Annotated in this window: 25 protein-coding genes; 7 read left to right on the top strand and 18 right to left on the bottom strand. The window is 62.7% G+C overall.

What is annotated here, in order from left to right:
- Nucleotides 1-2: 2 nt before the first annotated feature.
- On the bottom strand, nt 3-2,075 hold the full coding sequence (locus MJ643_RS05315) for a TonB-dependent receptor (protein ID WP_208209410.1): 2,073 nt from the start codon (nt 2,073-2,075) through the stop codon (nt 3-5).
- A 220-nt stretch (nt 2,076-2,295) separates the two neighbouring features.
- Here MJ643_RS05315 and MJ643_RS05310 point away from each other — a divergent pair, with 220 nt between their 5' ends.
- The 3 genes from MJ643_RS05310 to MJ643_RS05300 are packed head-to-tail and all read left to right on the top strand — an operon-like array spanning nt 2,296 to nt 3,258.
- Nucleotides 2,296-2,544 carry a helix-turn-helix domain-containing protein gene (locus MJ643_RS05310; protein ID WP_003261017.1) on the top strand — a complete coding sequence of 83 codons (249 nt, stop codon included), beginning with the start codon at nt 2,296-2,298 and terminating at the stop codon, nt 2,542-2,544.
- Between the two features lie 11 nt (nt 2,545-2,555).
- A complete protein-coding gene (locus MJ643_RS05305) occupies nt 2,556-2,903 on the top strand; it encodes a head completion/stabilization protein (protein ID WP_013973394.1) in 348 nt (115 codons plus the stop codon).
- Nucleotides 2,896-3,258, top strand: a complete 363-nt coding sequence (locus MJ643_RS05300; protein WP_013973393.1) for a hypothetical protein — start codon at nt 2,896-2,898, stop codon at nt 3,256-3,258. The genes MJ643_RS05305 and MJ643_RS05300 overlap by 8 nt, the downstream gene beginning before the upstream one ends.
- On the opposite strand, the gene MJ643_RS05295 is transcribed toward MJ643_RS05300, so the two are convergent.
- Nucleotides 3,255-3,647, bottom strand: a complete 393-nt coding sequence (locus MJ643_RS05295) for a helix-turn-helix domain-containing protein (RefSeq protein WP_003261013.1) — start codon at nt 3,645-3,647, stop codon at nt 3,255-3,257. The genes MJ643_RS05300 and MJ643_RS05295 overlap by 4 nt on opposite strands.
- 200 nt (nt 3,648-3,847) lie before the next feature.
- Here MJ643_RS05295 and MJ643_RS05290 point away from each other — a divergent pair, with 200 nt between their 5' ends.
- The gene (locus MJ643_RS05290; RefSeq protein ID WP_023662582.1) at nt 3,848-4,111 is read left to right on the top strand and encodes an ogr/Delta-like zinc finger family protein; all 264 of its coding nucleotides are present in this window, start codon (nt 3,848-3,850) and stop codon (nt 4,109-4,111) included.
- A 78-nt stretch (nt 4,112-4,189) separates the two neighbouring features.
- On the opposite strand, the gene nuoN is transcribed toward MJ643_RS05290, so the two are convergent.
- The 14 genes from nuoN to MJ643_RS05220 form a co-directional block, all read right to left on the bottom strand.
- Entirely contained in the window at nt 4,190-5,659 is a 1,470-nt protein-coding gene (nuoN, locus tag MJ643_RS05285) for an NADH-quinone oxidoreductase subunit NuoN (protein WP_013973390.1), read from the bottom strand.
- A 7-nt stretch (nt 5,660-5,666) separates the two neighbouring features.
- Nucleotides 5,667-7,199, bottom strand: a complete 1,533-nt coding sequence (gene nuoM, locus MJ643_RS05280; RefSeq protein WP_013973389.1) for an NADH-quinone oxidoreductase subunit M — start codon at nt 7,197-7,199, stop codon at nt 5,667-5,669.
- 49 nt (nt 7,200-7,248) lie between these two features.
- Nucleotides 7,249-9,102 carry an NADH-quinone oxidoreductase subunit L gene (gene nuoL / locus MJ643_RS05275; RefSeq protein ID WP_013973388.1) on the bottom strand — a complete coding sequence of 618 codons (1,854 nt, stop codon included), beginning with the start codon at nt 9,100-9,102 and terminating at the stop codon, nt 7,249-7,251.
- On the bottom strand, nt 9,099-9,407 hold the full coding sequence (gene nuoK, locus MJ643_RS05270) for an NADH-quinone oxidoreductase subunit NuoK (RefSeq protein WP_003251446.1): 309 nt from the start codon (nt 9,405-9,407) through the stop codon (nt 9,099-9,101). Before nuoK ends, nuoL begins: the two co-directional genes overlap by 4 nt.
- 3 nt (nt 9,408-9,410) lie before the next feature.
- Complete coding sequence (gene nuoJ, locus MJ643_RS05265; protein ID WP_003261007.1) at nt 9,411-9,911, bottom strand: NADH-quinone oxidoreductase subunit J; 501 nt, start codon at nt 9,909-9,911, stop codon at nt 9,411-9,413.
- Between the two features lie 10 nt (nt 9,912-9,921).
- Nucleotides 9,922-10,470, bottom strand: coding sequence for an NADH-quinone oxidoreductase subunit NuoI (gene nuoI / locus MJ643_RS05260; protein WP_003251442.1), 549 nt, complete (start codon nt 10,468-10,470; stop codon nt 9,922-9,924).
- Nucleotides 10,471-10,481: 11 nt separating this feature from the next.
- Entirely contained in the window at nt 10,482-11,489 is a 1,008-nt protein-coding gene (gene nuoH, locus MJ643_RS05255) for an NADH-quinone oxidoreductase subunit NuoH (RefSeq protein ID WP_003251440.1), read from the bottom strand.
- Nucleotides 11,486-14,200, bottom strand: coding sequence for an NADH-quinone oxidoreductase subunit NuoG (gene nuoG, locus MJ643_RS05250; protein WP_013973387.1), 2,715 nt, complete (start codon nt 14,198-14,200; stop codon nt 11,486-11,488). The genes nuoH and nuoG overlap by 4 nt, the downstream gene beginning before the upstream one ends.
- A gap of 133 nt (nt 14,201-14,333) precedes the next feature.
- Nucleotides 14,334-15,698, bottom strand: coding sequence for an NADH-quinone oxidoreductase subunit NuoF (gene nuoF / locus MJ643_RS05245; RefSeq protein WP_013973386.1), 1,365 nt, complete (start codon nt 15,696-15,698; stop codon nt 14,334-14,336).
- A complete protein-coding gene (gene nuoE / locus MJ643_RS05240; protein ID WP_013973385.1) occupies nt 15,695-16,192 on the bottom strand; it encodes an NADH-quinone oxidoreductase subunit NuoE in 498 nt (165 codons plus the stop codon). The genes nuoF and nuoE overlap by 4 nt, the downstream gene beginning before the upstream one ends.
- 2 nt (nt 16,193-16,194) lie before the next feature.
- Complete coding sequence (gene nuoC, locus MJ643_RS05235; protein ID WP_013973384.1) at nt 16,195-17,976, bottom strand: NADH-quinone oxidoreductase subunit C/D; 1,782 nt, start codon at nt 17,974-17,976, stop codon at nt 16,195-16,197.
- A 78-nt stretch (nt 17,977-18,054) separates the two neighbouring features.
- Nucleotides 18,055-18,732: an NADH-quinone oxidoreductase subunit B gene (locus tag MJ643_RS05230; protein WP_003251429.1), complete on the bottom strand. Its 678-nt coding sequence runs from the start codon at nt 18,730-18,732 to the stop codon at nt 18,055-18,057.
- Between the two features lie 9 nt (nt 18,733-18,741).
- Nucleotides 18,742-19,155: an NADH-quinone oxidoreductase subunit A gene (locus MJ643_RS05225; RefSeq protein ID WP_003251427.1), complete on the bottom strand. Its 414-nt coding sequence runs from the start codon at nt 19,153-19,155 to the stop codon at nt 18,742-18,744.
- A gap of 383 nt (nt 19,156-19,538) precedes the next feature.
- Complete coding sequence (locus MJ643_RS05220) at nt 19,539-20,201, bottom strand: lysoplasmalogenase (protein ID WP_024087407.1); 663 nt, start codon at nt 20,199-20,201, stop codon at nt 19,539-19,541.
- Nucleotides 20,202-20,667: 466 nt separating this feature from the next.
- Here MJ643_RS05220 and MJ643_RS05215 point away from each other — a divergent pair, with 466 nt between their 5' ends.
- Together MJ643_RS05215 and MJ643_RS05210 are read left to right on the top strand one after the other, a co-directional pair.
- Nucleotides 20,668-20,910 carry a hypothetical protein gene (locus MJ643_RS05215; protein ID WP_013973382.1) on the top strand — a complete coding sequence of 81 codons (243 nt, stop codon included), beginning with the start codon at nt 20,668-20,670 and terminating at the stop codon, nt 20,908-20,910.
- Nucleotides 20,911-21,066: 156 nt separating this feature from the next.
- Nucleotides 21,067-21,330: a DUF3077 domain-containing protein gene (locus MJ643_RS05210; RefSeq protein WP_013973381.1), complete on the top strand. Its 264-nt coding sequence runs from the start codon at nt 21,067-21,069 to the stop codon at nt 21,328-21,330.
- A gap of 246 nt (nt 21,331-21,576) precedes the next feature.
- Here the strand turns inward: MJ643_RS05210 and aceA are convergent, their stop codons facing one another.
- Both aceA and MJ643_RS05200 read right to left on the bottom strand, forming a co-directional pair.
- Nucleotides 21,577-22,902, bottom strand: a complete 1,326-nt coding sequence (aceA, locus tag MJ643_RS05205) for an isocitrate lyase (RefSeq protein WP_013973380.1) — start codon at nt 22,900-22,902, stop codon at nt 21,577-21,579.
- 489 nt (nt 22,903-23,391) lie between these two features.
- Entirely contained in the window at nt 23,392-24,126 is a 735-nt protein-coding gene (locus MJ643_RS05200) for a secretin N-terminal domain-containing protein (protein WP_024087406.1), read from the bottom strand.
- A gap of 164 nt (nt 24,127-24,290) precedes the next feature.
- On the opposite strand from MJ643_RS05200, the gene MJ643_RS05195 reads away from it, so the two are divergent.
- Complete coding sequence (locus MJ643_RS05195) at nt 24,291-25,733, top strand: SulP family inorganic anion transporter (RefSeq protein ID WP_023660663.1); 1,443 nt, start codon at nt 24,291-24,293, stop codon at nt 25,731-25,733.
- The last annotated feature ends 74 nt before the right edge of the window (nt 25,734-25,807 follow it).

Raw genomic sequence — 25,807 nt, 5'->3', positions numbered from 1 at the left:
GCCTAGCGGAAGCTGTAGGAAACCCCGGCATACACGCCAAAGCCTTCGCCCGGTGTCGAACGGGCTCTATCCAGGCCTGCATCGTCGTAGGTGGGGGTCACCGTCGCCGCATAGCGCTTGTTGGTCAGGTTGCGCAGGTCCAGCCAGGTCTGCCAGTCCTGCTTCGGTGAATCCCAGCCCAGGCGTGCGCCGAGCAAGGCATATTCATCGGCGTGGTAGCTGTTGGCGTAGTCAACCTGCACCTTCGACGCCATCTGCGTATTCACCCCGGCATAGAAGCCGCTCGGCCAGTCATAGCGCAGCTCGGCCTGGTAGTAGTGCATCGGGATGCCAGGCAGGCGGTTGTCACCGAACTTGTCGTCATCGCGGTAGTGGAAATCACTGAAGGTATAGGCCTGTCGCAGGCTCAGCTTGCCAGTACCAGCGCGCTCCCAAAGGGTGCTGTCGAGGCCGGCTTCCACGCCCTGGTGCACGGTGGGGCTGGCGTTGAATTCCGAAGTGAAGTTGGGCACCACTTCCACGGCCAGCAGTTCATGGCGCACCTGCGAGTAGTACCAGGCCAGGTCCCAGCGGCCAACCGCCGAGTCGCCACGCGCGCCCAGCTCCAGGGTTGTGGCGGTCTGGTTCTGCATCTCGATCGGCTGGATTTGCTTGCCGCCTACGCTGGGCGAGCTCCAGATCAGCGACCACGGGTGTGGCGGCTCTACCGAGCGGCTCAGGTTGCCGTACACCTGCAGGTCCGGGCTGATGTCATAGCGCAGCCCCAGGCGTGGCGCGTAGTCCCAGTCATGCATGCTCACCTTGCCGCCCTCGGCGGGGTAAGTGACATCACTTTCACGGCGGGTATAGATCATCGCCAGGCCAGTGGTCAGCCACAGGTTCGGTACCAGCTCCAGGTCATTGCCCACATGCAGCACGGTGTCCGAACCCTGGTAGCTGAAGTCACGGGTGCGCTCACCGAACACGTCGCCATTGCGGGTGAACTGTGAAGCACCGCTGTTGGGCAGGTGCTTGGTGGTGCGCCAGCCGACGGTGGTCTTGCTCTCGTGGCCGAACAGGGTGTCGCGGCGGAAGTAGTTCAAGGTGCCGCTCACATCGGTATAGGCCACCTTCAGGCGCATCGGGCCTTCGCGCAGGTCCATCGGGTAGTCGTGGTAGACCAGGCCGGCCTCCAGGCGCGCATCGTCATCGAGGTAGAAGGTGGTCTTGTTGCCCACCCAGGTGCTGCCCGGCTGCGGGCGGCTGTCGTCGCGGGCCAGGTAGGCCGGGTTGGCCGCGCGTGGGTGATGCTTGATCTGCTCCTTGGTCAGGCGCCCGGCCAACTCGTTCTCGGTTTCCCGGTAGCGCAGGTAGAAGCGGGTTTCCAGGTTCGGGTTGAAGCGGTAGCCGACATTGGCCGCCACACCCTTGGCACTGCCGCTGCTGTGCGCCTGGTAGCCGTCATATTCCGAATCGGTCAGGGCCACGTAGTAGTCGAGGTTGCCCAGTACCTGCCCCGAGCTGATGTGCCGATGCTGGTAGCCGCGGCTGCCGACTTCGTAGCGCACCTGCAGCGGCGCGGCGTCGTAGCCGGTGTGGGTGACGTAGTTGATTGCACCGCCCAGGGCGAGGGAGCCCTGGTCGAAGCCGTTGGCGCCGCGCAGCACTTCGGCACGGCTCAGCCACAGCGGCTCGAACAGCTCGTAGGGCGTACCGCCCGGGCCGGTCAGGGGCAGGCCGTCGAACATCGTGTAGACCCCGGAGCCGTGGGCCCCCGGTGCGCGGTTGATGCCCGAACCGCGGATCGACAGTTTGATGCCATCGTTGCCCGCCGATTGCGCGAACACCCCGGGCTGGTAGGCCAGTACATCCTGGTTGCTGGCAACCCGGCCTTGCCCTACACGCTGCATGTCCACCAGGTTGCTTGCCCCCGTCACTTCGTGCAGGCGTTCGCTGGCTGCGGTCAGGTCGTTCTGCTCCTCATCGGTGATCAGCACCTGGCCCAACTCGACCGAAGGTGCCGCCAGGGCGGGCTGGGAGGCAGCGAAAGCAGCCAGCAGGCCGAGGCAGGATGGTGGGGGCAAAACGCAACGCATTGTACGACTCCAGGCGAAAGGCGAATGGACAACGGCGTTGAGACGAGCGAAATGCCGCTTGGAGCACGAGGAAAGTCGACAAATATCGCGCAACCTTCGTCAGACGGTTTTGTACGAAAGTTCTTTACAAGCCGCAGCGATGGAGCTGGGCGACCCGCGCTTCGTAAGGTGATTGCAGACCGGCAGCGATGCCTCGCTCAATCACCCGTGGAGTTCAAACATGACTGACAACGCACGACACTCGCAGCAACCCCTGGCGGACGCCCCGGTTCGCCTGACGCCACGTGAACGGCAAGTGCTGTTGTGGTGTGCCTACGGAAAGAGCTCGTGGGAGATTGGCCAGATCCTGGAATGCAAGGAGTCGACGGTGAACTTCCATGTGTCGAACATCCTGCGCAAATTCGATGTGCCCACGCGGGTGGCTGCAGTGATCAAGGCCATTCGTTACGGCATGCTGGCCGAGCAGTGAGGGGGTGAAGCATGGGCAACGATCCTCGGTTACGGCGTTATGCCGATTGCCATGACCCCTTCTGGCCACGGGTAGACCTGGACAGGCTGCGTGAGCGCCTGAACCTGAAGCGGCCTGTCAGTGAGGCTGTGCTGGAAGTGGCCGCACGCTGCGCTGCCATCGATGCGGCACGCGAATTTGCGCGCTGGCGCGCGGTGTTGCGAGAGCGGGGCTACAAGCGCCTCGAGGATGTGGCCGGGCATGACCACGGGCGTGCATTGCAGGTGTGCTACATCCGCTTTGTCGAAGCCGCGGTCATGCGTAACCTGGGCTCGACCGCCTACCTGCCCGCCGCACACCGAGGGGCTGCCCATGAGTGAAAAATCTGTTGTCGACAGCCTGGCCCCGGCGCTGGTGGAGTTGCTGGGCGTGGATGGCAATGTCCTGTTCGCCGCGCTGCTGGGGGCTTTGTTGGTGAGCGCGGCGCGTGACCGGTTGATCACCAACAAGGCCAGGCGCCTGACGCTGGGCAAGAAACTCTTGCTGGTGTTCGTGACCGTGGGGGTTGGCCACCTGTTCGAGCCGCTGGTTTCGTCACTGGTGCCCTTGCTGAGCCGTGGCATGGCGGGGTTCGTGGCTGCCGTGGTGGTGATCCCCATCAGCCTCAAGGTGATGGTCTGGCTGGATACGCTGGACCCGCGTGAACTCATCCAGCGCTGGCGCCGCCGGGGCTAGCCGCTGGCGGCATTGGGCGAGCGACTGGTCAGCGCGCTCAATTGCCGCTCCAGCTGCTGGATGCGTTGCTTGTCCTGAACCAGCAGGAGAACGGCTTGGCGATCGGCAAGCGACAGGGTGCGCAGGCGCGCGAGCATGTCCTGTTCCCAGCCTTCGTCGTCCAGGCCTGCGCGATGTCGTTCGGGTTCACCCAGCAGAAGCCAGTCCAGTGAGCATGCATACTGCCTGGCGATGTCTATGCAAAGTGAATAAGGAATGCTGTCGCGCACCTTCCAGCTGCTCAATGTCTGCGGGCTGATCGAGAGCGCTCTGGACAGCTCAGCGTCAGATTCCGTAGCGGTCAGAAGCTTCAGCCTCGTCAGCACCGAAGCAAGTACGTGGGTACTCATAACTAATATCCATGACTGGTTTAATGATATTCCATGGGCTTAAACTACTCGTTATGAATACAGCCCTGCGTTTTAAGGAGCATTCCTGCAATGAGAAGCATCAAACTGAAGAATACACCTATATATGCAGCCAATACTGACAAAACCGGACGACTATTCTCACAGAAGGTAAGCCCGAACAATGCTTGCAGGTACTTGCCGTGAGTACATACAAGCTGGTTTGCCCGCATTGCCACAGCCGGATGCGTATACGCACCAGTGAAGGGCGTCATATTTTCCTGCGGATCGCCTATTTGCAATGCACCAACGAGGCCTGTGGCTGGTCGGTGCGTGCCGAGTTCGAGATGACCCATGAGCTCTCGCCCAGTGGCATGCCCAACCCGGAAGTGTACCTGCCTTCGGCCAACGGTGATTTACGCAAGGCAGCGCTGCCGGGGGCCGTCCAGGACAATCCTGGTGAATAAGCCTTCATGCTCACGGATAAAAGCGTGCAGATAAAAAAACACCCCGCATAAGCGGGGTGTCTTGTTTTGCCGGGGCGATCAGCCGATCAGTTGCAGGCCGGCTTGCTGGACCATTTCCAGCAGCGGTTGCGGGTACACACCCAGCACGAAGGCGAGAATGGCGATGGCCAGCAGCATGACGCCGCCGGTGCGCTGTTCCCATTTCAGCGGGGCGTCGTGGCGACGCAGGTTCGGCTCGACCAGGTACAGGGTGACCATGACGCGCAGGTAGTAGTAGACGCCGATGGCACTACCGATCACCAGGGCACCGACCAGCCACCACAGGTGCGACTCGACGCCAGTGGCAATGATGTAGAACTTGCCGATGAAGCCGGCGGTCAGCGGGATACCCGCCAGCGACAGCATCATCACGGTCAGTACCGCAGTCAGGTACGGACGGCGCCAGAACAGGCCGCGGTACTCGTACAGTGCATCGGCGTCACGGCCGCCGTAAGGCGAGGACATCAGGGTGATGACACCGAAGGCGCCCAGGCTGGTGATCACGTAGGTGACCAGGTACACGCCCATGGCTTCCAGGGCCAGGCCCTTGCTGGCGACCAGGGCGATGACCAGGTAACCGAAGTGGGCGATGGACGAGTAACCGAGCAGGCGCTTGAGGTTGCTCTGGGTCAGTGCCAGCAGGTTGCCGATCAGGATCGAGGCCACGGCAATCACCGCCAGTACGGTGCTCAGCGCGCCGCTGCTGGCAGCAGGGGAGAGCATGAACAGACGCACGACAACGGCGAACACCGCAACCTTGCTGGCGGTTGCCAGGAAGGCGGCGACCGGTGCCGGGGCGCCTTCGTACACGTCCGGGGTCCACAGGTGGAACGGTACCAGCGACAGTTTGAAGGCCAGGCCGACCAGCATCATGCCCAGGCCCAGCTGGGCCACCAGGCTTGGCATGCTGGTGGCGGCCAGGGCCTTGCCGATCTGGTCGAAGCTCAGGCTGCCGGCGTCGGCGTACAGCAAGGCCATGCCGAACAGCAGGAAGGCCGAGCCTGCGGCCGACAGCACCATGTACTTGATGCCGGCTTCCAGCGAGCGCTTGTTGAAGAAGGCATACGCCACCAGGCCATAGACCGGTACCGACAGCAGCTCCAGGCCGATGAACAGGCCGGCCAGGTGGTTGGCGCTGACCAGCACCAAGCCACCGAGGGCCGACATCAGCAGCAGCAGGTACAGTTCTTCACGGTTGCCCGGGAAACCCTTGGAGCCTTCGCCGAGGTAGGCGTGGGCAAGGGTGACGCAGGCCAGCGTCGCCACCAGTATGATCGCCATGTACAGGCAGGCGAACTTGTCGATGGTGATCAGCGGGGTGACCGCCAGCGGCGCAACCTTCAGCGCCGGCAGGATCGACAGCAGGGCCAGGTTGAGGCCCACGGTGGACAGCAGGAAGGTCTGCGAGTGGTTGCGCTTCCAGGCGATCGCCAGCATCACCACCACCGTGGTGATGGTGGTGATCAGCATCGGCGCCAATGCGATGAAGTGTTGAGTGGTGAATTCCATAGCGCTCTTACCGGGCCGAAGCGAGTTGAGTGAAAGCGGAACCGAGCCACTGCTGCACACCACTCATGGTGGCGGCAGAGGTGTCGAGGAACGGCTGCGGATACACGCCCAGCAGGATCAGCAGTACCGCCAGACCCAGGACCATGATCAGTTCGCGTCCGTCCATGCCGGCCAGCACGGTGTCGGTCTTGGCCGGGCCGAAGTAGGCGCGGTGGATCATGATCAGCGAGTACACCGAACCGAACACCAGGCCAGTGGTGGCGATCACGGTGATCCAAGGCACACTGGCGAAGCTGCCGATCAGGATCAGGAACTCGCCGACGAAGTTGCCTGTACCGGGCAGACCCAGGGAGGCGGCGGCGAAGAACAGGCTGATGGCCGGCAGGTAGGCGATGCGGTGCCACAGGCCACCCATCTGGCGCATGTCACGGGTGTGCAAGCGCTCGTACAGCTGGCCGGCCAGGATGAACAGCGCGGCAGCGGACAGGCCGTGGGCCAGCATCTGGATCACCGCGCCTTGCAGGGCCTGCTGGCTGCCGGAATAGATACCGATCAGCACGAAGCCCATGTGCGAGACGCTGGAGAAGGCGACCAGGCGCTTGATGTCGGTTTGCGCAAAGGCCAGGAAGGCACCGTAGAAGATACCGATCAGGCCCAGGGTCATGGCGATTGGCGCAAACTCGGCCGAAGCGTTCGGGAACAGCGGCAGGGCGAAGCGCAGCAGGCCGTAGGCCGCAGTCTTCAGCAAGATACCGGCCAGGTCCACGGAACCTGCGGTCGGTGCCTGGGCGTGAGCGTCAGGCAGCCAGGAGTGGAACGGCACCACCGGCAGCTTCACCGCGAAGGCGATGAAGAAGCCCAGCATCAGCAGGTATTCGGTACCGGCTGGCAGTTCGGCCTTGAGCAGGTCGCTGTAGTTGAAGGTGATCACGCCGGTGTCGGTGTAGTTGACCAGCACCAGGCCGAGGATCGCCACCAGCATGATCAGGCCGCTGGCCTGGGTGAAGATGAAGAACTTGGTCGCCGCGTAGATCCGGGTCTTCTTGCCGTCCGACGAGCTGTGACCCCAGAGCGCGATGAGGAAGTACATCGGCACCAGCATCATTTCCCAGAAGAAGAAGAACAGGAACAGGTCCAGGGCCAGGAACACACCGACCACGCCGCCAAGGATCCACATCAGGTTGAGGTGGAAGAAGCCGACGTGACGCTGGATCTCTTTCCAGGAACACAGTACCGACAGCACACCGAGCAGGCCGGTGAGCAGGATCATCAGCAGCGACAGGCCGTCGAGGGCCAGGTGGATGCTGATGCCGAAACGCTGGATCCACTGGACTTTGTATTCCAGGGCCCAGGCAGGCTCGGCGCCCGGAGCGGGTGCCAGGGTGTAGTCGCCGTTACCCCACAGCCACAGGCCGATGCCGAGCAGAAGGGACATGGTCAGCAGCGCGATCCAGCGCGGCAGGGTGGCGCCGAAGCGCTCACCCAGCCAGCACAGGAAGCCGCCGATGAAGGGGATCAGGATCAGCCAAGGCAAAATCATGACGGGTTCGTTTCCTTTTGCAGGGTCGCAAGGTTCGCAAGGTTCATGGTCATACCGCGGCCACTACCACAGCGCCGAGTACCAGCACTGCGCCAACGGCGATCGAAGCGGTGTACCAGCGCAGCTGGCCGGTCTCGGTCTTGCTCATGGCGACGTGGCCGCCGCGAGCCAGGCGAGGAATCAGGCCGATGCTGCGGTCAACCGGATCCTTGCGCAGGATGTGGCTGATCAGCAGGTAAGGTTTGACGAACAGCTTGTCGTAGATCCAGTCGAAGCCCCAGGCGGCGAACCACCAGGCCGACAGGACACGACCGATACCGCTGTTGGCGACGGCGCTGACGAAGCGGCGCTTGCCCAGGAACAGCAGGGCCGACAGCAGGATACCGGCGATGGCGATGGCGCCCGAAGTGATCTCCAGCGCGTGCTTGGCTTCGCCACCGGCGTGGCCGGCGCTTTCAGGCAGCACACCTGCCAGCGGCGGGGTGATCCAGGCGCCGACGAAGGTCGACAGCACGATCAGCACGCCCAGCGGCAGCCAGTGGCTGATGCCGTGGCCAGCGTGGGCTTCGGTCTTGGCTTCACCGTGGAAGGCGATGAAGATCAGGCGGAAGGTATACAGCGAGGTCATGAACGCACCGACCAGGCCGGCGTACAGCAGGCCGGTGTTGCCGCTGGCGAAGGCTTCCCAGAGGATCTCGTCCTTGGAGTAGAAGCCCACGGTCACGATCGGCAGGGCAGCCAGGGCAGCGCCACCGACCACGAAGCTGGCGTAGGCCAGCGGCAGTTTCTTCCACAGGCCGCCCATCTTGAAGATGTCCTGCTCGTGGTGGCAGGCAACGATCACCGCACCGGAGGCAAGGAACAGCAGGGCCTTGAAGAAGGCGTGGGTCATCAGGTGGAAGATCGCCGCGTCCCAGGCGCCAACGCCCAGGGCCAGGAACATGTAGCCGATCTGGCTCATGGTCGAGTAGGCGAGGATACGCTTGATGTCGGTCTGCACCAGCGCGGCGAAGCCGGCCAGTACCAGGGTCACGCCACCGACCACGCCTACCAGGTGCAGGATGTCCGGCGCCAGCAGGAACAGGCCGTTGGTACGGGCGATCAGGTACACGCCCGCGGTCACCATGGTTGCCGCGTGGATCAGCGCGGAGACCGGAGTAGGGCCGGCCATCGCGTCGGCCAGCCAGGTCTGCAGTGGCAGCTGGGCCGATTTACCGACCGCACCACCCAGCAGCATCAGGGTTGCCAGTACCATCCAGGTGTCGCCAGCCTGGAACTTCTGCGGTGCCAGCACCAGCAGTTCCTGCACGTTCAGGGTACCCAGCTGGACGAACAGGATGAACAGGCCGATGGCCATGAACACGTCGCCGATACGGGTGACGATGAATGCCTTGAGTGCCGCGTTACCGTTGTTGCGGTTGCTGTAGTAGAAACCGATCAACAGGTACGAGCACAGGCCCACGCCTTCCCAGCCGAAGTAGATGAACAGCAGGTTGTCGCCCAGCACCAGGAACAGCATGCTGGCGATGAACAGGTTGGTGTACGCGAAGAAGCGCGAGTAACCGGCTTCGCCACGCATGTACCAGGAAGCGAACAGGTGGATCAGGAAGCCGACACCGGTGACCACGCCGAGCATGGTGACCGACAGGCCGTCCAGGTACAGGGTGAAGTTCGGCGCGAAGCCGTCCACCGACATCCACTGCCACAGCAGCTGGCTGTACGCGCCGCCCTCAGGCGGGGCGACGTTGAATTGCCAGATGACGTAGGCGGCGGTGGCGGCCGAAAGGCCTACCGAGCCGACGCCGATCAGGGCGGACAGGTTCTCCGAGAACCGCCCGCGCGAGAACGACAGCAGCAGGAAGCCGACGAGGGGGAAGACGAAAGTCAGGAAGAGAAGGTTCATCCGCGCATCTCACTGGCAGCATCGATGTCGAGAGTGTGGAAGCGGCGATACAGCTGCAGCAGGATGGCCAGGCCAATACTGGCCTCGGCGGCTGCCAGGCTGATCACCAGAATGAACATCACCTGGCCGTCGGGCTGGACCCAACGGGCACCGGCGACGACGAACGCCAGGGCAGAGGCGTTCATCATGACTTCCAGGCTCATGAGCACGAAGAGGATGTTGCGGCGGACCATCAGGCCAACCAGACCTAAGCAGAACAGGATGCCGGCGACTGCCAGACCATGCTCGAGAGGGATAGCACCCATGATTTACTCCTTCGCCTCGTTGCGGCCCAGGTGGAAGGCGGTGACGGCCGCGGCCAGCAGCAGCATCGAAGCCAGTTCGACCACCAGCAGGTAAGGGCCGAACAGGCTGATGCCGACTTCTTTCGGGCCCACGGTGGTACCGCTGATGCCGGCGCCGCTCGGGGTGACGAACAGCACGTACAGCAGCTCCAGCAGCAGCAGGGCGGCGAGGATCACCGGCCCGGCCCAGATACCGGGCTTGAGCCAGCCCCGTTCCTGGGCGACCGAAGCCGGCCCGAGGTTGAGCATCATCACCACGAACACGAACAGCACCATGATGGCGCCGGCGTAGGCGATCACTTCCAGGGCGCCGGCGAACGGCGCACCCAGGGCGAAGAAGATCATGGCCACGGAAATCAGCGAAATGATCAGGTAAAGCAAGGCGTGCACGGGGTTGGTGCCGGTCACCACCCGAAGGGTGGAGACCACGGCGATCCCGGATGCGAAGTAGAAAGCGAATTCCATCTTTCTGTCCTTATGGGAGCAAGCTCTTCACGTTGATCGGCTCGGCTTCGTTCTGTGCAGAGCCCTTCGGCTTGCCAGCGATTGCCATGCCGGCAACACGGTAGAAGTTGTAGTCAGGGTTCTTGCCGGGGCCGGAGATCAGCAGATCTTCTTTCTCGTACACCAGGTCCTGACGCTTGAACTCGGCCATTTCGAAATCCGGAGTCAGCTGGATCGCGGTGGTCGGGCACGCTTCTTCACACAGGCCGCAGAAGATGCAGCGCGAGAAGTTGATGCGGAAGAACTCCGGGTACCAGCGGCCGTCTTCGGTCTCGGCCTTCTGCAGCGAGATGCAGCCGACCGGGCAGGCCACCGCGCAGAGGTTGCACGCTACGCAGCGCTCCTCGCCATCGGGGTCGCGGGTGAGGACGATGCGGCCGCGGTAGCGCGGCGGCAGGTACACGGGTTCTTCGGGGTACTGCAGGGTGTCGCGCTTGCGGAACCCGTGGGAGAACACCATTGCCAGGCTGCGCAGCTGGGTGCCGGTGCCCTTAACGATGTCGCCGATATACTTGAACATGGGTCAAATCCTCACTGGGCCGCGACGGCTGGCGTGTTGTAGAGCACGATCGCAGCGGTCACCAGCAAATTGATCAGGGTCAGCGGCAGGCAGAACTTCCAGCTGAAGTCCATCACCTGGTCATAGCGTGGGCGCGGGATCGAGGCGCGCAGCAGGATGAACAGCATGATGAAGAACGCGGTCTTCAGCGCGAACCACAGGAACGACAGTTGCGGCAGGATGCCGAACGGTCCGTGCCAGCCGCCGAAGAACAGGGTTACCAGCAGCGCCGAGATGAGGATGATGCCGATGTACTCACCGACGAAGAACATGCCCCATTTCATGCCGGCATACTCGATGTGGTAGCCGTCGGCCAGTTCCTGTTCCGCTTCTGGCTGGTCGAACGGGTGACGGTGAGTCACGGCGACGCCAGCGATGAAGAAGGTGCAGAAGCCGAAGAACTGCGGAATGATGAACCACAGGTTCTGGGCCTGGTATTCAACGATGTCGCGCATGTTGAACGAACCCACCTGCACCACCACGCCCATCAGCGCCAGGCCCAGGAACACTTCGTACGACACGGTCTGTGCCGAGGCACGCAAGCTGCCCAGAAGGGCGTACTTGTTGTTCGACGACCAGCCGGCGAACAGCACCGCGTAGACCGACAGGCCGGCCATGGCGAAGAAGAACAGCAGGCCGATGTTCAGGTCGGCGACGCCCCAGGTCGGGGTGATCGGGATGACCACGAAGGCGATCAGCAGGGCGCTCATGGCCACTACCGGTGCCAGGGTGAAGATCACGCGGTCGACGAAGGGTGGGTTCCAGTCTTCCTTGAAGAACATCTTCAGCATGTCTGCAGCGATCTGGAACATGCCGAACGGGCCGACGCGGTTCGGACCGTAACGGTCCTGCCACCAGCCCAGCAGGCGGCGCTCGACGAAGCTGAGCAGCGCGCCGCAGACCACCACCGCCAGCAGGACCACGATGGCCCGCAGCACGGTCAGGATCACATCGATCACTTCGGGGGTGAACCAGCTCATTGTGCTGCCTCCTGCAGACCTTCGACGGATGCACCGAAGATGGCAGGCGGAATGCCGGCCAGGCCTTTCGGCAACGCGACCAGGCCAGCGCCCAGCTCTTCATTGATACGCAGCGGCAGGCGCAGGGCCACACCAGCCACGTTCAGGCTCAGCAGGGCACCGTCGTTGACGCCCAGGCGGTCGGCTTCGGACTTGGCCAGGGCCACGTAGGCTGCCGGGATGCGCTCTTGTACCGGTGCGGCGCGCGAGGAGCTTTCTTCGCTGCCGAACAGGTGGAAGAACGGCACGGCAGTCCAGGTGCCACGGGCCGGGTTGAAGGCGCCCGGAATGGTATTGAACCAGCTCAGGCGGTCACCTTGAGGTTCGATCAGGCGAACGCCCGGGTCACCGGCACGCAGGTGGCCACCGACCTCGTCCTGGAACTTGTTCCAGGCTTGCGGCGAGTTCCAGCCCGGCGACCAGGCGAACGGCACCTGCTGGCGCGGTTCGGCCGAACCCGAGTAGCCTTCCATGGAGAAGGCGAACGCGGTGTCCTTGTCTTGCGGGGTACGCGGTTCGTGCACGCTGATGTTGGCGCGCATGGCGGTACGGCCGGAGTAGCGCAGCGGCTCACGGGCCAGTTTCATGCCCTTGATGCGGAACGCGGCGCTTGGCGCGGCGTTGACGATGCCGGCCAGTTGCGGGGCGGCTTCGGCGCAGGCGCTGGTGACGTGGTCCAGCTGGGTCCAGTCGACCGGCTTGTTCAGCAGGGTGGCACGCAGGGCGTGCATCCAGCGCCAGCCTTCGTGGATCTGGATGCTGCTGTCCAGGTATTGCGGGTCGAAGACCTGGAAGAAGCGCTGGGCACGGCCTTCCTGGCTGACCAGGGTACCGTCGCCTTCGGCGAACGAGGCGGCCGGCAGCACCAGGTGGGCGCGGTCGACAGTCGGGGTTTTCGAGTGGTCGGCAACGATCACTACCTTGGCCGCGGCCAGGGCTGCATCGACCTTGGCGGCCGGTACGCGGGCGTACAGGTCGTTTTCCAGCACGACGATGGCGTCGGCCTTGCCGCTGATGACCGCGTCCAGCGCGGCATCGACCGACTCGCCACCGAGCATGGCCAGGCCGAGGCTGTTGGCTTCAGGCACCACCAGGCTCAGCGAGCCGTTCTTCTCGCGCAGCTTCAGCGCCTTGGCGATGTTGGCGGCGGCTTCGATCAGCGCCGGGTCGGCCAGCGAAGTACCGGCTACGACCAGTGGGCGCTTGGCCGCGACCAGGGCGTCGGCGATGCGCTGGGCCAGGGCTTTCGCTTCGGCGTCCAGGCCTTCGACGGCAGGGGCGCTCGGGTCGATGGCGTGGGCCACGGCAAAACCGATGCGGGCCAGGTCGGCCGGGGCGGCGTGCACGCATTCTTCGGCGACGTCGTCCAGCTTGGTTTCAGCCAGCGAAGCGATGAACAGCGGGTACAGCGCGTGCTGGCCGATGTTCTTCACGGCGGCGTCGAGCCACGGCTGCACCTTCATCGCTTCGGCCATGGCCTCGGCCTTGCCCTTGGTGGCCTGGCGCACGGCCAGGGCGACGCGGGCAGCGGTCTGGGTCAGGTCTTCACCGAGCACGAACACGGCGTCGTGGTCTTCGATGTCGCGCAGGGTCGGGACCGGCAGCGGGCTGTTGTTCAGCACGTTTAGAGCCAGGCGTACGCGGGCCAGTTCGCCGGCTTCCATACCCGAGTAAAAGTACTCGGCACCGACCAGCTCACGCAGGCCGTAGTTGCTTTCCAGGCTGGCGCGTGGCGAGCCGATACCGACGATGGTACGGCCGCGCAGCAGGTCGGCGGCCTTGTCCAGGGCGGCGTCCAGGCCCAGCTTGGTGCCGTCGGCCAGGTGTGGCTGGCGTGGGCGATCCTTGCGGTTGACGTAGCCATAGCCGAAGCGGCCCCGGTCGCACAGGAAGTACTGGTTTACCGAGCCGTTGAAGCGGTTTTCCACCCGACGCAGTTCGCCGTAGCGCTCGCCCGGGCTGATGTTGCAGCCGCTGGAGCAGCCGTGGCAGATGCTCGGGGCAAACTGCATGTCCCACTTGCGGTTGTAGCGCTCGGAGTGGGTCTTGTCGGTGAACACGCCGGTCGGGCAGACCTCGGTCAGGTTGCCGGAGAATTCGCTTTCCAGCACGCCGTCTTCGACGCGGCCGAAGTACACGTTGTCGTGGGCGCCGTAAACGCCCAGGTCGGTACCACCGGCATAGTCCTTGTAGTAGCGCACGCAGCGGTAGCAGGCGATGCAGCGGTTCATCTCATGGGCGATGAACGGACCGAGGTCCTGGTTCTGGTGGGTACGCTTGGTGAAACGGTAGCGGCGCTCGTTGTGGCCGGTCATTACCGTCATGTCCTGCAGGTGGCAGTGACCGCCTTCCTCGCACACCGGGCAGTCGTGCGGGTGGTTGGTCATCAGCCATTCGACGACGCTGGCGCGGAACGCCTTGGACTCTTCATCGTCGATGGAGATCCAGGTGCCGTCGGAGGCAGGGGTCATGCAGGACATGACGATACGACCGCGGGTGTCGTTCTCGTCGGTGTACTGCTTGACCGCGCACTGCCGGCAGGCGCCAACGCTACCAAGCGCCGGGTGCCAGCAGAAATAAGGGATGTCGAGGCCGAGCGACAGACAGGCCTGTAACAGGTTGTCTGCACCGTTGACTTCGAGCGCTTTGCCGTCTACGTGGATAGTGGCCATTGTTCAAAGTTCTTCGTTGGCCCGCGTGAGCGGGCGTGGCTAATGGAAATCGGTGAGCTTGCGACACGCCACGATTTCTCGGGCCTGCCGGCAAGCTGGCGAGTGGCACGGACCACCCGCCTTAATCATCTTGTTATGCGCCGACCACGATCGGCTTCGCCAGGTTCGGACGCAGCGCATCGCCAGCAACAGCTGGAGCGACACCTGCCTCGAATTCCGAGCGGAAGTATTTGATGGCACTGCCCAGCGGCTCGACGGCACCTGGTGCGTGAGCACAGAAGGTACGACCAGGGCCGAGGAAGTTGACCAAGCCCAGCAGCGTCTCGATGTCTTCGGCGCGGCCCTGGCCTTTTTCCAGTGCGCGCAGCATCTTCACGCTCCACGGCAGGCCGTCACGGCATGGGGTGCACCAGCCGCACGACTCGCGGGCGAAGAACTCTTCCATGTTGCGCAGCAGCGAAACCATGTTGATGCTGTCGTCCACCGCCATGGCCAGACCGGTACCCATACGGGTGCCGACCTTGGCGATGCCGCCGGCGTACATCTGCGCGTCGAGGTGCTCGGGCAGCAGGAAGCCGGTACCGGCGCCACCTGGCTGCCAGCACTTGAGCTTGAAGCCGTCGCGCATGCCGCCGGCGTAGTCTTCGAACAGTTCGCGGGCGGTGACGCCGAAAGGCAGTTCCCACAGGCCCGGGTTCTTCACCTTGCCGGAGAAGCCCATCAGCTTGGTGCCATGGTCTTCGCTGCCTTCACGGGCCAGCGACTTGTACCAGTCGTTGCCGTTGGCGACGATGGCCGGGACGTTGCACAGGGTTTCGACGTTGTTCACGCAAGTCGGCTTGCCCCACACGCCCACGGCGGCAGGGAAGGGCGGCTTGGAGCGCGGGTTGGCGCGGCGGCCTTCCAGCGAGTTGATCAGTGCGGTTTCTTCACCGCAGATGTAGCGGCCGGCACCGGTGTGCACGAACAGCTCGAAATCGAAACCGCTGCCGAGGATGTTCTTGCCCAGCAGGCCGGCGGCCTTGGCTTCCTCGATCGCGCGGTTCAGGTTCTTCGCTGCGGTGGTGTATTCGCCACGCAGGAAGATGTAGCCACGGTAGGCCTTAAGGGCGCGGGCGCTGATCAGCATGCCCTCGACCAGCAGATGGGGCTGTTGCTCCATCAGCATGCGGTCTTTCCAGGTATTCGGCTCCATTTCGTCCGCGTTGCACAGCAGGTAGCGGATGTTCATGGATTCGTCTTTGGGCATCAGGCCCCACTTCACGCCAGTGGGGAAGCCTGCACCACCGCGGCCCTTGAGGCCGGAGTCCTTGACGCTTTGCACGATGTCGTCGGCCGACATCTGCGCCAGCGCCTTGCGGGCGGCAGCGTAGCCGTTCTTCGATTCGTACTCGGCAAGCCAGACCGGCTCGCCGTCGTCACGCAGGCGCCAGGTCAGCGGGTGGGTTTCGGCCGTGCGCGCGATGCGGTTGGCCGGGCCGAAGGAAGTAATGGTCATACGTAACCCTCCAGCAATTTGGAAACGCCAGCCGGCTGCACGTCACCGAAGGTGTCGTCGTCGATCATCAGCGCCGGGGCCTTGTCGCAGTTGCCCAGGCAGCATACCGGCAGCAGGGTGAAGCGGCCGTCGGCGGTGGTCTGGCCGAGGCCGATGCCCAGTTCGCTTTGAATCTGGCTGACCACGGATTCATGGCCGCCGATGTAGCAGACCATGCTGTCGCACACGCGGATGATGTGGCGGCCGACCGGCTGACGGAAGATCTGGCTGTAGAAGGTGGCGACACCTTCGACGTCGCTGGCCGGGATGCCCAGTACGTCGCCGATGGCGTGGATGGCGCCGTCCGGCACCCAGCCACGTTCCTTCTGGACGATCTTCAGGGCTTCGATGGACGCCGCGCGCGGGTCCTCGTAGTGATGCATTTCGTGCTCGATGGCCGAGCGCTCGGTTTCGCTCAGGGCGAAACGGTCTGTCTGGATAAGCGTGCTGTTCATGCTTAGCGGTCCACGTCAGCCATAACGAAGTCGATACTGCCCAGGTACGCAATGAGGTCGGCGACCATGCTGCCTTTGATCACCGAAGGGATCTGCTGCAGGTGCGGGTAGCTCGGGGTACGGATCCGGGTGCGGTAGCTCATGGTGCCGCCATCGCTCGTCAGGTAGTAACTGTTGATGCCCTTGGTCGCCTCGATCATCTGGAACGACTCGTTGGCCGGCATGACCGGGCCCCACGAGACTTGCAGGAAGTGCGTGATCAGGGTTTCGATGTGCTGCAGGGTGCGCTCTTTCGGCGGCGGCGTGGTCAGCGGGTGATCCGCCTTGTACGGGCCTTCCGGCATGTTGCGCAGGCACTGGTCGATGATGCGGATACTCTGGCGCATCTCCTCGACACGGACCATGCAGCGATCGTAGGCATCGCCATTGTGGGCCAGCGGTACTTCGAACTCGAAGTTTTCGTAGCCGGAGTAGGGGCGGGCTTTACGCAGGTCGAAGTCGCAACCGGTGGCACGCAGGCCGGCACCGGTGGTACCCCAGGCCAGGGCTTCCTTGGTGTTGTACGCGGCAACGCCGATGGTACGGCCCTTGAGGATGCTGTTCTGCAGCGCGGCCTTTTCGTACTCGTCGAGGCGCTTGGGCAGCCATTCGACGAAGTCCTTGACCAGCTTGTCCCAGCCGCGCGGCAGGTCGTGGGCAACGCCACCGATGCGGTACCAGGCCGGGTGCAGGCGGAAACCGGTGATCGCTTCGATCACGGTGTAGGCGCGCTGGCGGTCGGTGAAGGTGAAGAACACCGGGGTCATGGCGCCGACGTCCTGGATGTAGGTACCCAGGAACAGCAGGTGGCTGGTGATACGGAAGAACTCGGCCAGCATCACGCGGATGGTGTCGACCTTCTGTGGCACCTTGATGCCGGCCAGCTTCTCGACCGCGAGCACGTACGGCAGGTTGTTCATTACCCCGCCGAGGTAGTCGATACGGTCGGTGTAGGGGATGAAGCTGTGCCAGGACTGGCGTTCGGCCATTTTCTCGGCGCCACGGTGGTGGTAGCCGATGTCCGGTACGCAGTCGACGATCTCTTCACCGTCCAGCTGCAGGACGATACGGAAGGCACCGTGCGCGGAAGGGTGGTTGGGGCCGAGGTTGAGGAACATGTAGTCCTCGTTGGCGCCCTGGCGCTTCATGCCCCAGGCTTCAGGGTTGAAGCGTGCCGATTCCTCTTCAAGCTGCTGCTTGGCCAGGGTCAGGCTGTAGGGATCGAACTCGGTGGCGCGGGCCGGGTAGTCTTTGCGCAGCGGGTGGCCTTCCCAGGTGGGCGGCATCATGATGCGGCTGAGGTGCGGGTGGCCGGCAAAGTCGATGCCGAACATGTCCCAGACTTCGCGCTCGTACCAGTTGGCGTTCGGCCAGATACCGGTCACGGTCGGCAGGTTCAGGTCACCTTCGCTGAGCGACACCTTGATCATCACATCGCTGTTACGCTCGATCGACAGCAGGTGGTAGAACACGCTGAAGTCGGCGGCTGGCAGGCCGCGGCGCTGGGTGCGCAGGCGCTCGTCGACGCCGTGCAGGTCGTACAGCATGCTGTAGGGCTTGGCTACGCCGCGCAGGAAGCTGAGCACTTCCTTGAGCTGCTCGCGCTTGACCCACAGCACGGGCATGCCGGTGCGGGTTTCCTGGGCGACGAATGCTTCGGCGCCAAAACGATTGTGCAGTTCGACGACCACATCCTGGTCGTCAGCCTTGTAGGGCGGAATGAAAATAGCGTTGTCCGCTGTCATGGTCTCGGTCGCTTTGGGTCAACGTTAAGAATGAAGCCAGGCCGCCGGCTCCAGGGGAGCGGGCGGCAGGTCGCTGGATCAGACTTCGTCGGGGCTGCGCAGGTTGGTTACTGCAATGCGCTGCTCACGACGCAGGTCTTTCTGGGCTGGCATCTCGGCACGGTAAATACCTTGATCACCAACAACCCAGGAAAGCGGGCGTCGTTCTTGGCCGATCGACTCCTGCAGCAGCATCAAGCCTTGCAGGAAAGCCTCAGGGCGTGGCGGGCAGCCGGGCACATAGACGTCCACGGGGAGGAACTTGTCGACCCCCTGAACGACCGAGTAGATGTCGTACATGCCGCCGGAGTTGGCGCACGAACCCATGGAGATTACCCATTTCGGCTCGAGCATCTGCTCGTACAGGCGCTGGATGATCGGCGCCATTTTGACGAAGCAGGTACCGGCGATGACCATGAAGTCGGCCTGACGCGGCGATGCCCGGATGACTTCGGCGCCGAAGCGGGCGATGTCGTGGGGTGCCGTGAAGGCCGTGGTCATTTCCACGTAGCAGCAGGACAGGCCGAAGTTGTACGGCCAGAGGGAGTTCTTGCGACCCCAGTTGACCGCGCCACGCAGCACATCTTCAAGCTTGCCCATGAAGATGTTCTTGTGGACCTGGTCCTCCAGCAGTTGATCGGTGACGGTTTCCCGTTCACCGACCGGGTACTGCTCGTTGGGCGCATCCGGATCGATTCTGGTGAGATTGTATTGCATGCCAAAGCCTCATTGTTTCAGCTTCGCTTGCCGCTTGCGGCGACCTTCGGGAGCCCAATCAAGTGCCCCGACGCGCCATAGGTAGACAAGACCAGCCAACAGAATTGCTATGAAAACGAGTGCTTCGACGAATCCGGTCCAGCCGCTTTCGCGGACGGACACAGACCATGCAAAGAGAAAGAGGGCTTCGATATCGAAGATCACGAACAGCATCGCGACCAGATAGAATTTGGCGGACAGGCGCAGGCGGGCGCTGCCGACGGGCAGCATGCCGGATTCGAAGGGTTCGTTCTTGGCGCGGCCCCAGGCCTTGCTACCGAGCAGGCTGGACAGGCCGAGCATGAAGGCGCACAGGCCGACGACACCCAGGAGGAAGATGGCAAAGCCCCAGTTGTGGGCGATGAGTCCTGCCGAATCGGACATGCTAGAGATCCTTATACAGAGACCCAGCTCTGCAGTCTGAAATAAGTGTAGAGCGGCGACCTGGTGTCGCACATGCAGTGACCAAATGTCGCAGCTGAATCAATCGCGCTGATTTTATGGGTAAACCCCGTGCAAGTAAAATTTCTGTAGCAAATTTATTCGTAGGATTAAGTACAAAAGCCGCTTGTAACTGGCTGAAAGCCTTGAGATTCGGGCATTGCGTGCGGTTTTGTTAATTATGTTTCCTGCGAATGGTAACGAATTGCAAGTTTCGAAATGATAATTAATATCATTTGGTCTGATGTCTGATATTTCCGTTGTTCTGTGTCTTGTAAAGTTCATCTGGCGATTCCCCCTACTTGCAAATGCGAAAAACGCCTGTTCTAGCAGCTTCTGACGCCGCTTGCCCCGCCCTGGGTCAATACTTTACCGATTGTGCGATGACTGGCTGATGAAGCGATCGCCCACTGGCCGAGCCAGTAGGTGAGGATGATCAGGTACGGCGCGGCGGCGAACGGGCTGACGAAGCGGTCGATACCGATCAGGCTGTCGGAGAGCACGAACAGGCAGGCGCCGAGCGCGGCGAGCCCGCCACAGGCCAGGGCGCGCCAGAGCATGGCGCTGATGGCCAGGGCATAGAGCACAACCGGGATCAGCAGCGGGCCGAGGCCGTGGCTGGCCAGCACGCCGAGCAGAATGATGCCGGTGATGCCGCTCAGCAGCAGTGCGGGCAGGGCTGGGCGCAGGGTCTGGCTGCAATAGGCGCGCAGGTAGGCCAGGTGGGCGCAGAGGAAGGCAGCCAGGCCGAACACGAACAGGTCGGCGGGTATGGCCAGCAGGATGTCGCCGAGTACCGAGAAGGCCAGGCCGAGGGTGATCCAGCGGCGATAAGGTGTGGCAGGGGTGCTGCGCAGCCAGGCGATCAGGGTCAGTACCGGGATCGGTTTGGCCAGGAGGGCGAGCAGGGTGCTGTCGCTGGCCAGTGCATATATATAGAGGGCGGCGGCGGTCAGGGCGAGAATCATCAGGTGGCTTGGACGAAGCATGGGCAGTCCTTGCGGCTGTGCTGCCTCAAGCATAGACCTGATCCAGGGTTTTGCTTCCTTCTGTACCGGCCCTTTCGCGGGTAAACCCGCTCCTACAACGATAGGTGGTCCATGTAGGAGTGGGTTTACCCGCGAATAGGCCGGTGCAGGCGCTGCCGAAGTGCGGCATAAAACAGATTTGTCCCCTTCCATGTAGGCCATTTCCCAAACATACTCCTGCCGCGCATTTTCCGTTGCCGCTGCTCAGGCAGCGCTCTAGTCTCGGCATGTCGTTGCTCATCAACGATACAGCTTTGACAGGCTGTGACGGTAAATAGTGTGCGGCTCGCCCTTATGGTGGCTGTGCGTGCGGGCACGCTTGCGTGCGCCGGAACTTAGCTATTTCCGCCGGTCTGTCAACCCACGTACAGCTGCCACCCTTCTGTTTGACAGCAGGCGGGTGCCCGGCCATAGAAGGTAAATAGCTATGCTGAAAGTTGTCCCCGATCCACCCCACAACCCCCATTCCCTCGAAGACACCCTGATCCAGGCCACCGACTACGCACTGTGCGCGGCGACCGTGGTGCATCAGGCCTTGCTGCTGCAGCCCAAATCACCGGCGTCGATCCTGATGATGACCTCGATGCATGAGCTTGAGGCGCTGCGGGCTTTGCTTGAGTCGGCATTGATTCAGGTGCAGATGCCTGCTGAGCCTCGGACTTTGCACTGAGGCTTGAGTGATGTGTTGTCTGGGCGGGCCTCTTTGCGGGTGAACCCGCTCCCACAGGATCACCACAGTCTTCAGGGCTTGCACAGTCCCTGTGGGAGCGGGTTTACCCGCGAAAGGGCCCGTCCAGGCAGTCGAGAATTTTCAGGGGATTCAAAAATGACCACAGAAGACACCCAATTCACTGTCGGCAAGACCACCTTCTACCAAGGCGAACACGGCACCCACCCATTGTTCCGCATCGAGCCCGGCATTCCTTGTCGGGATGCCCGCGAGCAGTCCTCGGAGCTGATGGGCTATGTGCGCGAACTGACCATCACCGGCCTGATGGATGAGAAGCCGATGATGATCTGGGCCGCCCACTATCTGAGCGCGATGGCCAAGGCGCTGATGGATGATGCCGAGCTGGGCATGAAGCACTGAGGTGCTACCGACAGGCGCGATTTCTCCTGTGGGAGCGGCCTTGCGTCGCGATTGGGGTGCGAAGCGCCCCCGGGATTTGTGCATCATCGCAAGATTGCCGGGGCCGCTTTGCGGCCCTTTCGCGACGCAAGGCCGCTCCCACATGTTCGGCGCTAACCTGTTGTCCTTGAAGGGTGTGGTACAGACCAAAAAGAAAGGCCCGGGGCATTAACAAGCCTCGGGCCTTTCTTCAACAGCAACCCACTATCAGTGGAACTGCTCTTCCTCGGTCGAACCGGTCAGTGCAGTCACCGACGATGCGCCACCCTGAATTACGGTGGTCATGTCGTCGAAGTAGCCAGTGCCCACTTCTTGCTGGTGCGCCACGAAGGTGTAGCCTTTGTTGGCGTCAGCGAATTCCTGCTCCTGCAGCTTCACGTAGGCGGTCATGTCGTTGCGGGCGTAGTCGTGCGCCAGGTTGAACATGCCGTGCCACATGTTGTGGATGCCGGCCAGGGTGATGAACTGGTGCTTGTAGCCCATTGCCGACAGCTCGCGCTGGAACTTGGCGATGGTCGCGTCGTCCAGGTTCTTCTTCCAGTTGAAGGAAGGCGAGCAGTTGTACGACAGGATCTGGTCCGGATACTCCTTCTTGATCGCTTCGGCGAAGCGGCGGGCTTCGTCCAGGTCCGGCTTGGCGGTTTCGCACCAGATCAGGTCGGCGTACGGCGCGTAGGCCAGGCCGCGGGCGATGGCCTGGTCGAGGCCGGCGCGTACCTTGTAGAAGCCTTCACGGGTGCGCTCGCCAATCACGAACGGCTGGTCGTACGGGTCGCAGTCGCTGGTCAGCAGGTCGGCGGCGTTGGCGTCGGTACGGGCCAGGATGATGGTCGGCACGCCCGATACGTCAGCTGCCAGGCGCGCGGCCACCAGCTTTTGCACGGCTTCCTGGGTCGGTACCAGTACCTTGCCACCCATGTGGCCGCATTTTTTCACCGAGGCCAGCTGGTCTTCGAAGTGCACACCTGCGGCGCCTGCTTCGATCATGTTCTTCATCAGCTCGTAGGCGTTCAGTACGCCACCGAAACCGGCTTCGGCGTCGGCCACGATCGGTGCGAAGTAGTCGATGTAGCCATCGTCGCCCGGGTTCTTGCCGGCTTTCCACTGGATCTGGTCGGCGCGGCGGAAGGCGTTGTTGATGCGCTTGACCACGGTCGGTACCGAGTCGACCGGGTACAGCGACTGGTCAGGGTACATGGACTCGGCCGAGTTGTTGTCGGCGGCAACCTGCCAGCCGGACAGGTAGATGGCCTGGATGCCGGCCTTGACCTGCTGCACTGCCTGGCCGCCGGTCAGGGCGCCCATGCAGTTGACGAAATCTTTTTCTGGGCGGAAGGACGGGTGGGCACCTTCGGTGACCAGCTTCCACAGTTTTTCTGCACCCAGGCGGGCCAGGGTGTGCTCCGGCTGCAGGGAGCCACGCAGGCGAACGACATCAGCGGCGGTGTAGGTACGGGTCACGCCTTTCCAGCGCGGGTTCTCGGCCCAGTCTTTCTCGAGGGCTGCAATTTGCTGTTCGCGTGTCAGTGCCATGGAAATAAACCTCGTCGCATCGATCTTGGGGTAATTGTGCTGATGCTCGGAGCAGATCAGGAGCTGGCGGCTGTCCTGTTCGCAGGAGTGCGGCGGCGAACGCGAAGGCTCGAAGGGGAAGGGTGTGCAGGCCAGGCGAAAGGGTGCTCCGGCAGGTCGGCTCGTGGTTGCCTTGCTGCGGTGCTACGCGATTGCCAGTACTGCGGTGATGCGCTTCCGTCCCTCGGGACAACTTCTTCGTTGCAGTCGCAATCCCGTCGAACCGCCTTGTGGGCCGTATAGACACGAGACGCCTCCAGGGGTGGGAGGAACGCGCCTCGAAGGCCCTTGCCAGGGCCCCTGATTAGCGGGAGCGAGGCCATCATGCCCTTGGGAAAAAGACCCTGTCAAATGTTTTGTAGTGGTTTTTTTCACTTACTACATCTTTGGTCTAATGCGACTTGGCAGTCAGTTTCAAGGCCTTTGGTCGAGGCCTTGAATTGCCTGGGATTAGTCGAGAAGGTCGACTTTGACGCGCAAAGTCATGTTTTCACCCCGTTGGGTGCTGTAACTGTGGCTTGAGGCGCTACGGTCGGCTTGGCTCTGCTGGTTGTAGCCGGCCAGGGTGATCCATTCTCCGAGCTTTCCGGTAATTGTCGTGTCGGTGCTTTGCACTTTCACTACATCAGCACGTTCCTGGCTGATACGGTCATTATTCGTGCTTATTTGCAGACGAACCGTATCGCCACTCAAGCTGGGGGTGACGTAGAAACCCTGGGTCACGTTGCGGTATTCGGTATTGCTCTGGATGCGCCCGTAGCCGTCGGTGCTGGTGCTGGTGATCGGGATGCTCTGGCCAATCTGGATCAGCGCCGGCTGGCCTTCGCTGGCCTGAATCTGCTGCATGCCGCCGTCACGGTTGCTGGTGCCATAGTGGATGACGCGCGCGTTGCCACGGTTGTCCTGGAAGTTGCTGTCGTTGTTGTCGACGCTGATCAGCAGGCGCTTGGGTGCGGTATCCAGTTGTTGCAGCAGGGTGCGCAGGTCGTCGATGCGTTCGGGGCTGGCGTTGACGATCAGCTTGTTCTCGAAGGCGCTGACCGTGCCGTCCTTGCCGATGAATGCCTGGGCGGCGGGCAGCAGTTCGGCGCTGCTGCGGTGTTGTAGCGGCAATACCTCGGTGGCGGCCTGGGCGGTGAGGCTGGCGGCCAGCAGCAAGGCGGCGAATAGGGGGCGTAGCGGCATGTCCATGATCTCCGCAGGGGGAATGTTCATGATGGCAAATTTGCCCAGCTTCTGCTGGTTTCACGTTACAGAACCCCTTGAGCGGTGGCCGCTGTCAGACAAATTCCGTAACATCGCGCCCCTTGTTTTTGTACCGTCCGCCCGGATTGCCTCACAGGATGCCCATGAAACCCGCCCGACTTCGCGCCGACGTGCTCGCCGGCCTGACCACCTCGTTCGCCTTGGTGCCCGAGTGCATCGCCTTTGCCCTGGTGGCTCACCTGAACCCGCTGATGGGCCTGTATGGCGCCTTCATCATCTGCACCCTGACGGCGCTTTTCGGTGGTCGACCGGGGATGATTTCCGGTGCCGCCGGCTCGATGGCGGTGGTGATCGTTGCGCTGGTGGTGCAGCACGGTGCGCAGTACCTGCTGGCCACGGTTTTGCTGGGCGGCGTAGTGATGATCCTGTTCGGCTTGCTGCGCCTGGGCAAGCTGGTGCGGTTGGTGCCTTACCCGGTGATGCTCGGCTTCGTCAACGGCCTGGCCATCGTTATCGCCTTGGCCCAACTGGAACACTTCAAGGAGGGCGGGCACTGGCTCAGCGGTACGCCGCTGTACCTGATGATTGGACTGGTGGCGCTGACCATGGCGGTGGTCTACGTGCTGCCGAAGTTGACCCGTACGGTGCCGCCAGCGCTGGTGGCGATCCTTGGCGTTGGTTTGCTGGTGTACCTGCTTGGCCTGCCCACACGCACCCTGGGCGATATGGCGCGCATCGCCGGTGGCCTGCCGCAGCTGGCCCTGCCGGACGTGCCGTGGAACCTCGAGACCCTCAAGATCATCGCCCCCTATGCGGTGCTGATGGCCATGGTCGGCCTGCTTGAGACCCTGCTTACGCTCAACCTGACCGATGAAATCACCGAGAGCCGTGGCTACCCGGACCGCGAGTGCGTGGCGCTGGGCGCGGCCAACATGGTTTCCGGCCTGTGCGGTGGCATGGGTGGTTGCGCGATGATCGGCCAGACCATGATCAACCTCAGCTCCAATGGCCGTGGTCGGCTATCGGGGGTGGTGGCCGGGGTTATGGTCTTGCTGTTCGTGTTGTTCCTGTCGCCGTTGATCGAGCGTATTCCGCTGGCGGCGCTGGTCGGGGTGATGTTCGTGGTGGCGCAGCAGACCTTTGCCTGGGCGTCTTTGCGGGTGCTGCACAAGGTGCCGCTGAGCGATGTGCTGGCGATCATCGCGGTGACCGTGGTCACCGTGTTCACCGATCTGGCCGTGGCGGTGCTGTTCGGCATCGTCATCGCGGCGGTGAACTTTGCCTGGCAGCATGCGCGGGAGCTGTATGCCGACAGCCATGAGGATGCAGAGGAGGGCAAGCATTACCAGGTGCATGGCACGCTGTTCTTTGCCTCGACTACGGTGTTCCTGAACCAGTTCGACCCGGCTAACGACCCGGACAAGGTGACCCTGGATTGCCAGCATTTGAGCTTTGTCGATTATTCGGCGATTGCGGCGTTGAAGACCTTGCGGGAGCGGTATGCGAGGGCGGGCAAGCAGTTGCGGGTGGTGCATTTGTCCGAGCGCTGCAAGAAGCTGCTGAAGCGGGCTGGGGAGCAGCACTGAGAAGGGTTGTTGCCTGTGCTGGCCTCTTCGCGGCTAAAGCCGCTCCCACAGGGAACGCATATCCCCTGTAGGAG

The sequence above is a fragment of the Pseudomonas sp. PNPG3 genome (assembly GCF_023093815.1).
Classification (GTDB): domain Bacteria; phylum Pseudomonadota; class Gammaproteobacteria; order Pseudomonadales; family Pseudomonadaceae; genus Aquipseudomonas; species Aquipseudomonas asiatica.
Note: the sequence above shows the minus strand (reverse complement) of the source record. Positions and strands in the feature narration are given on the sequence as shown.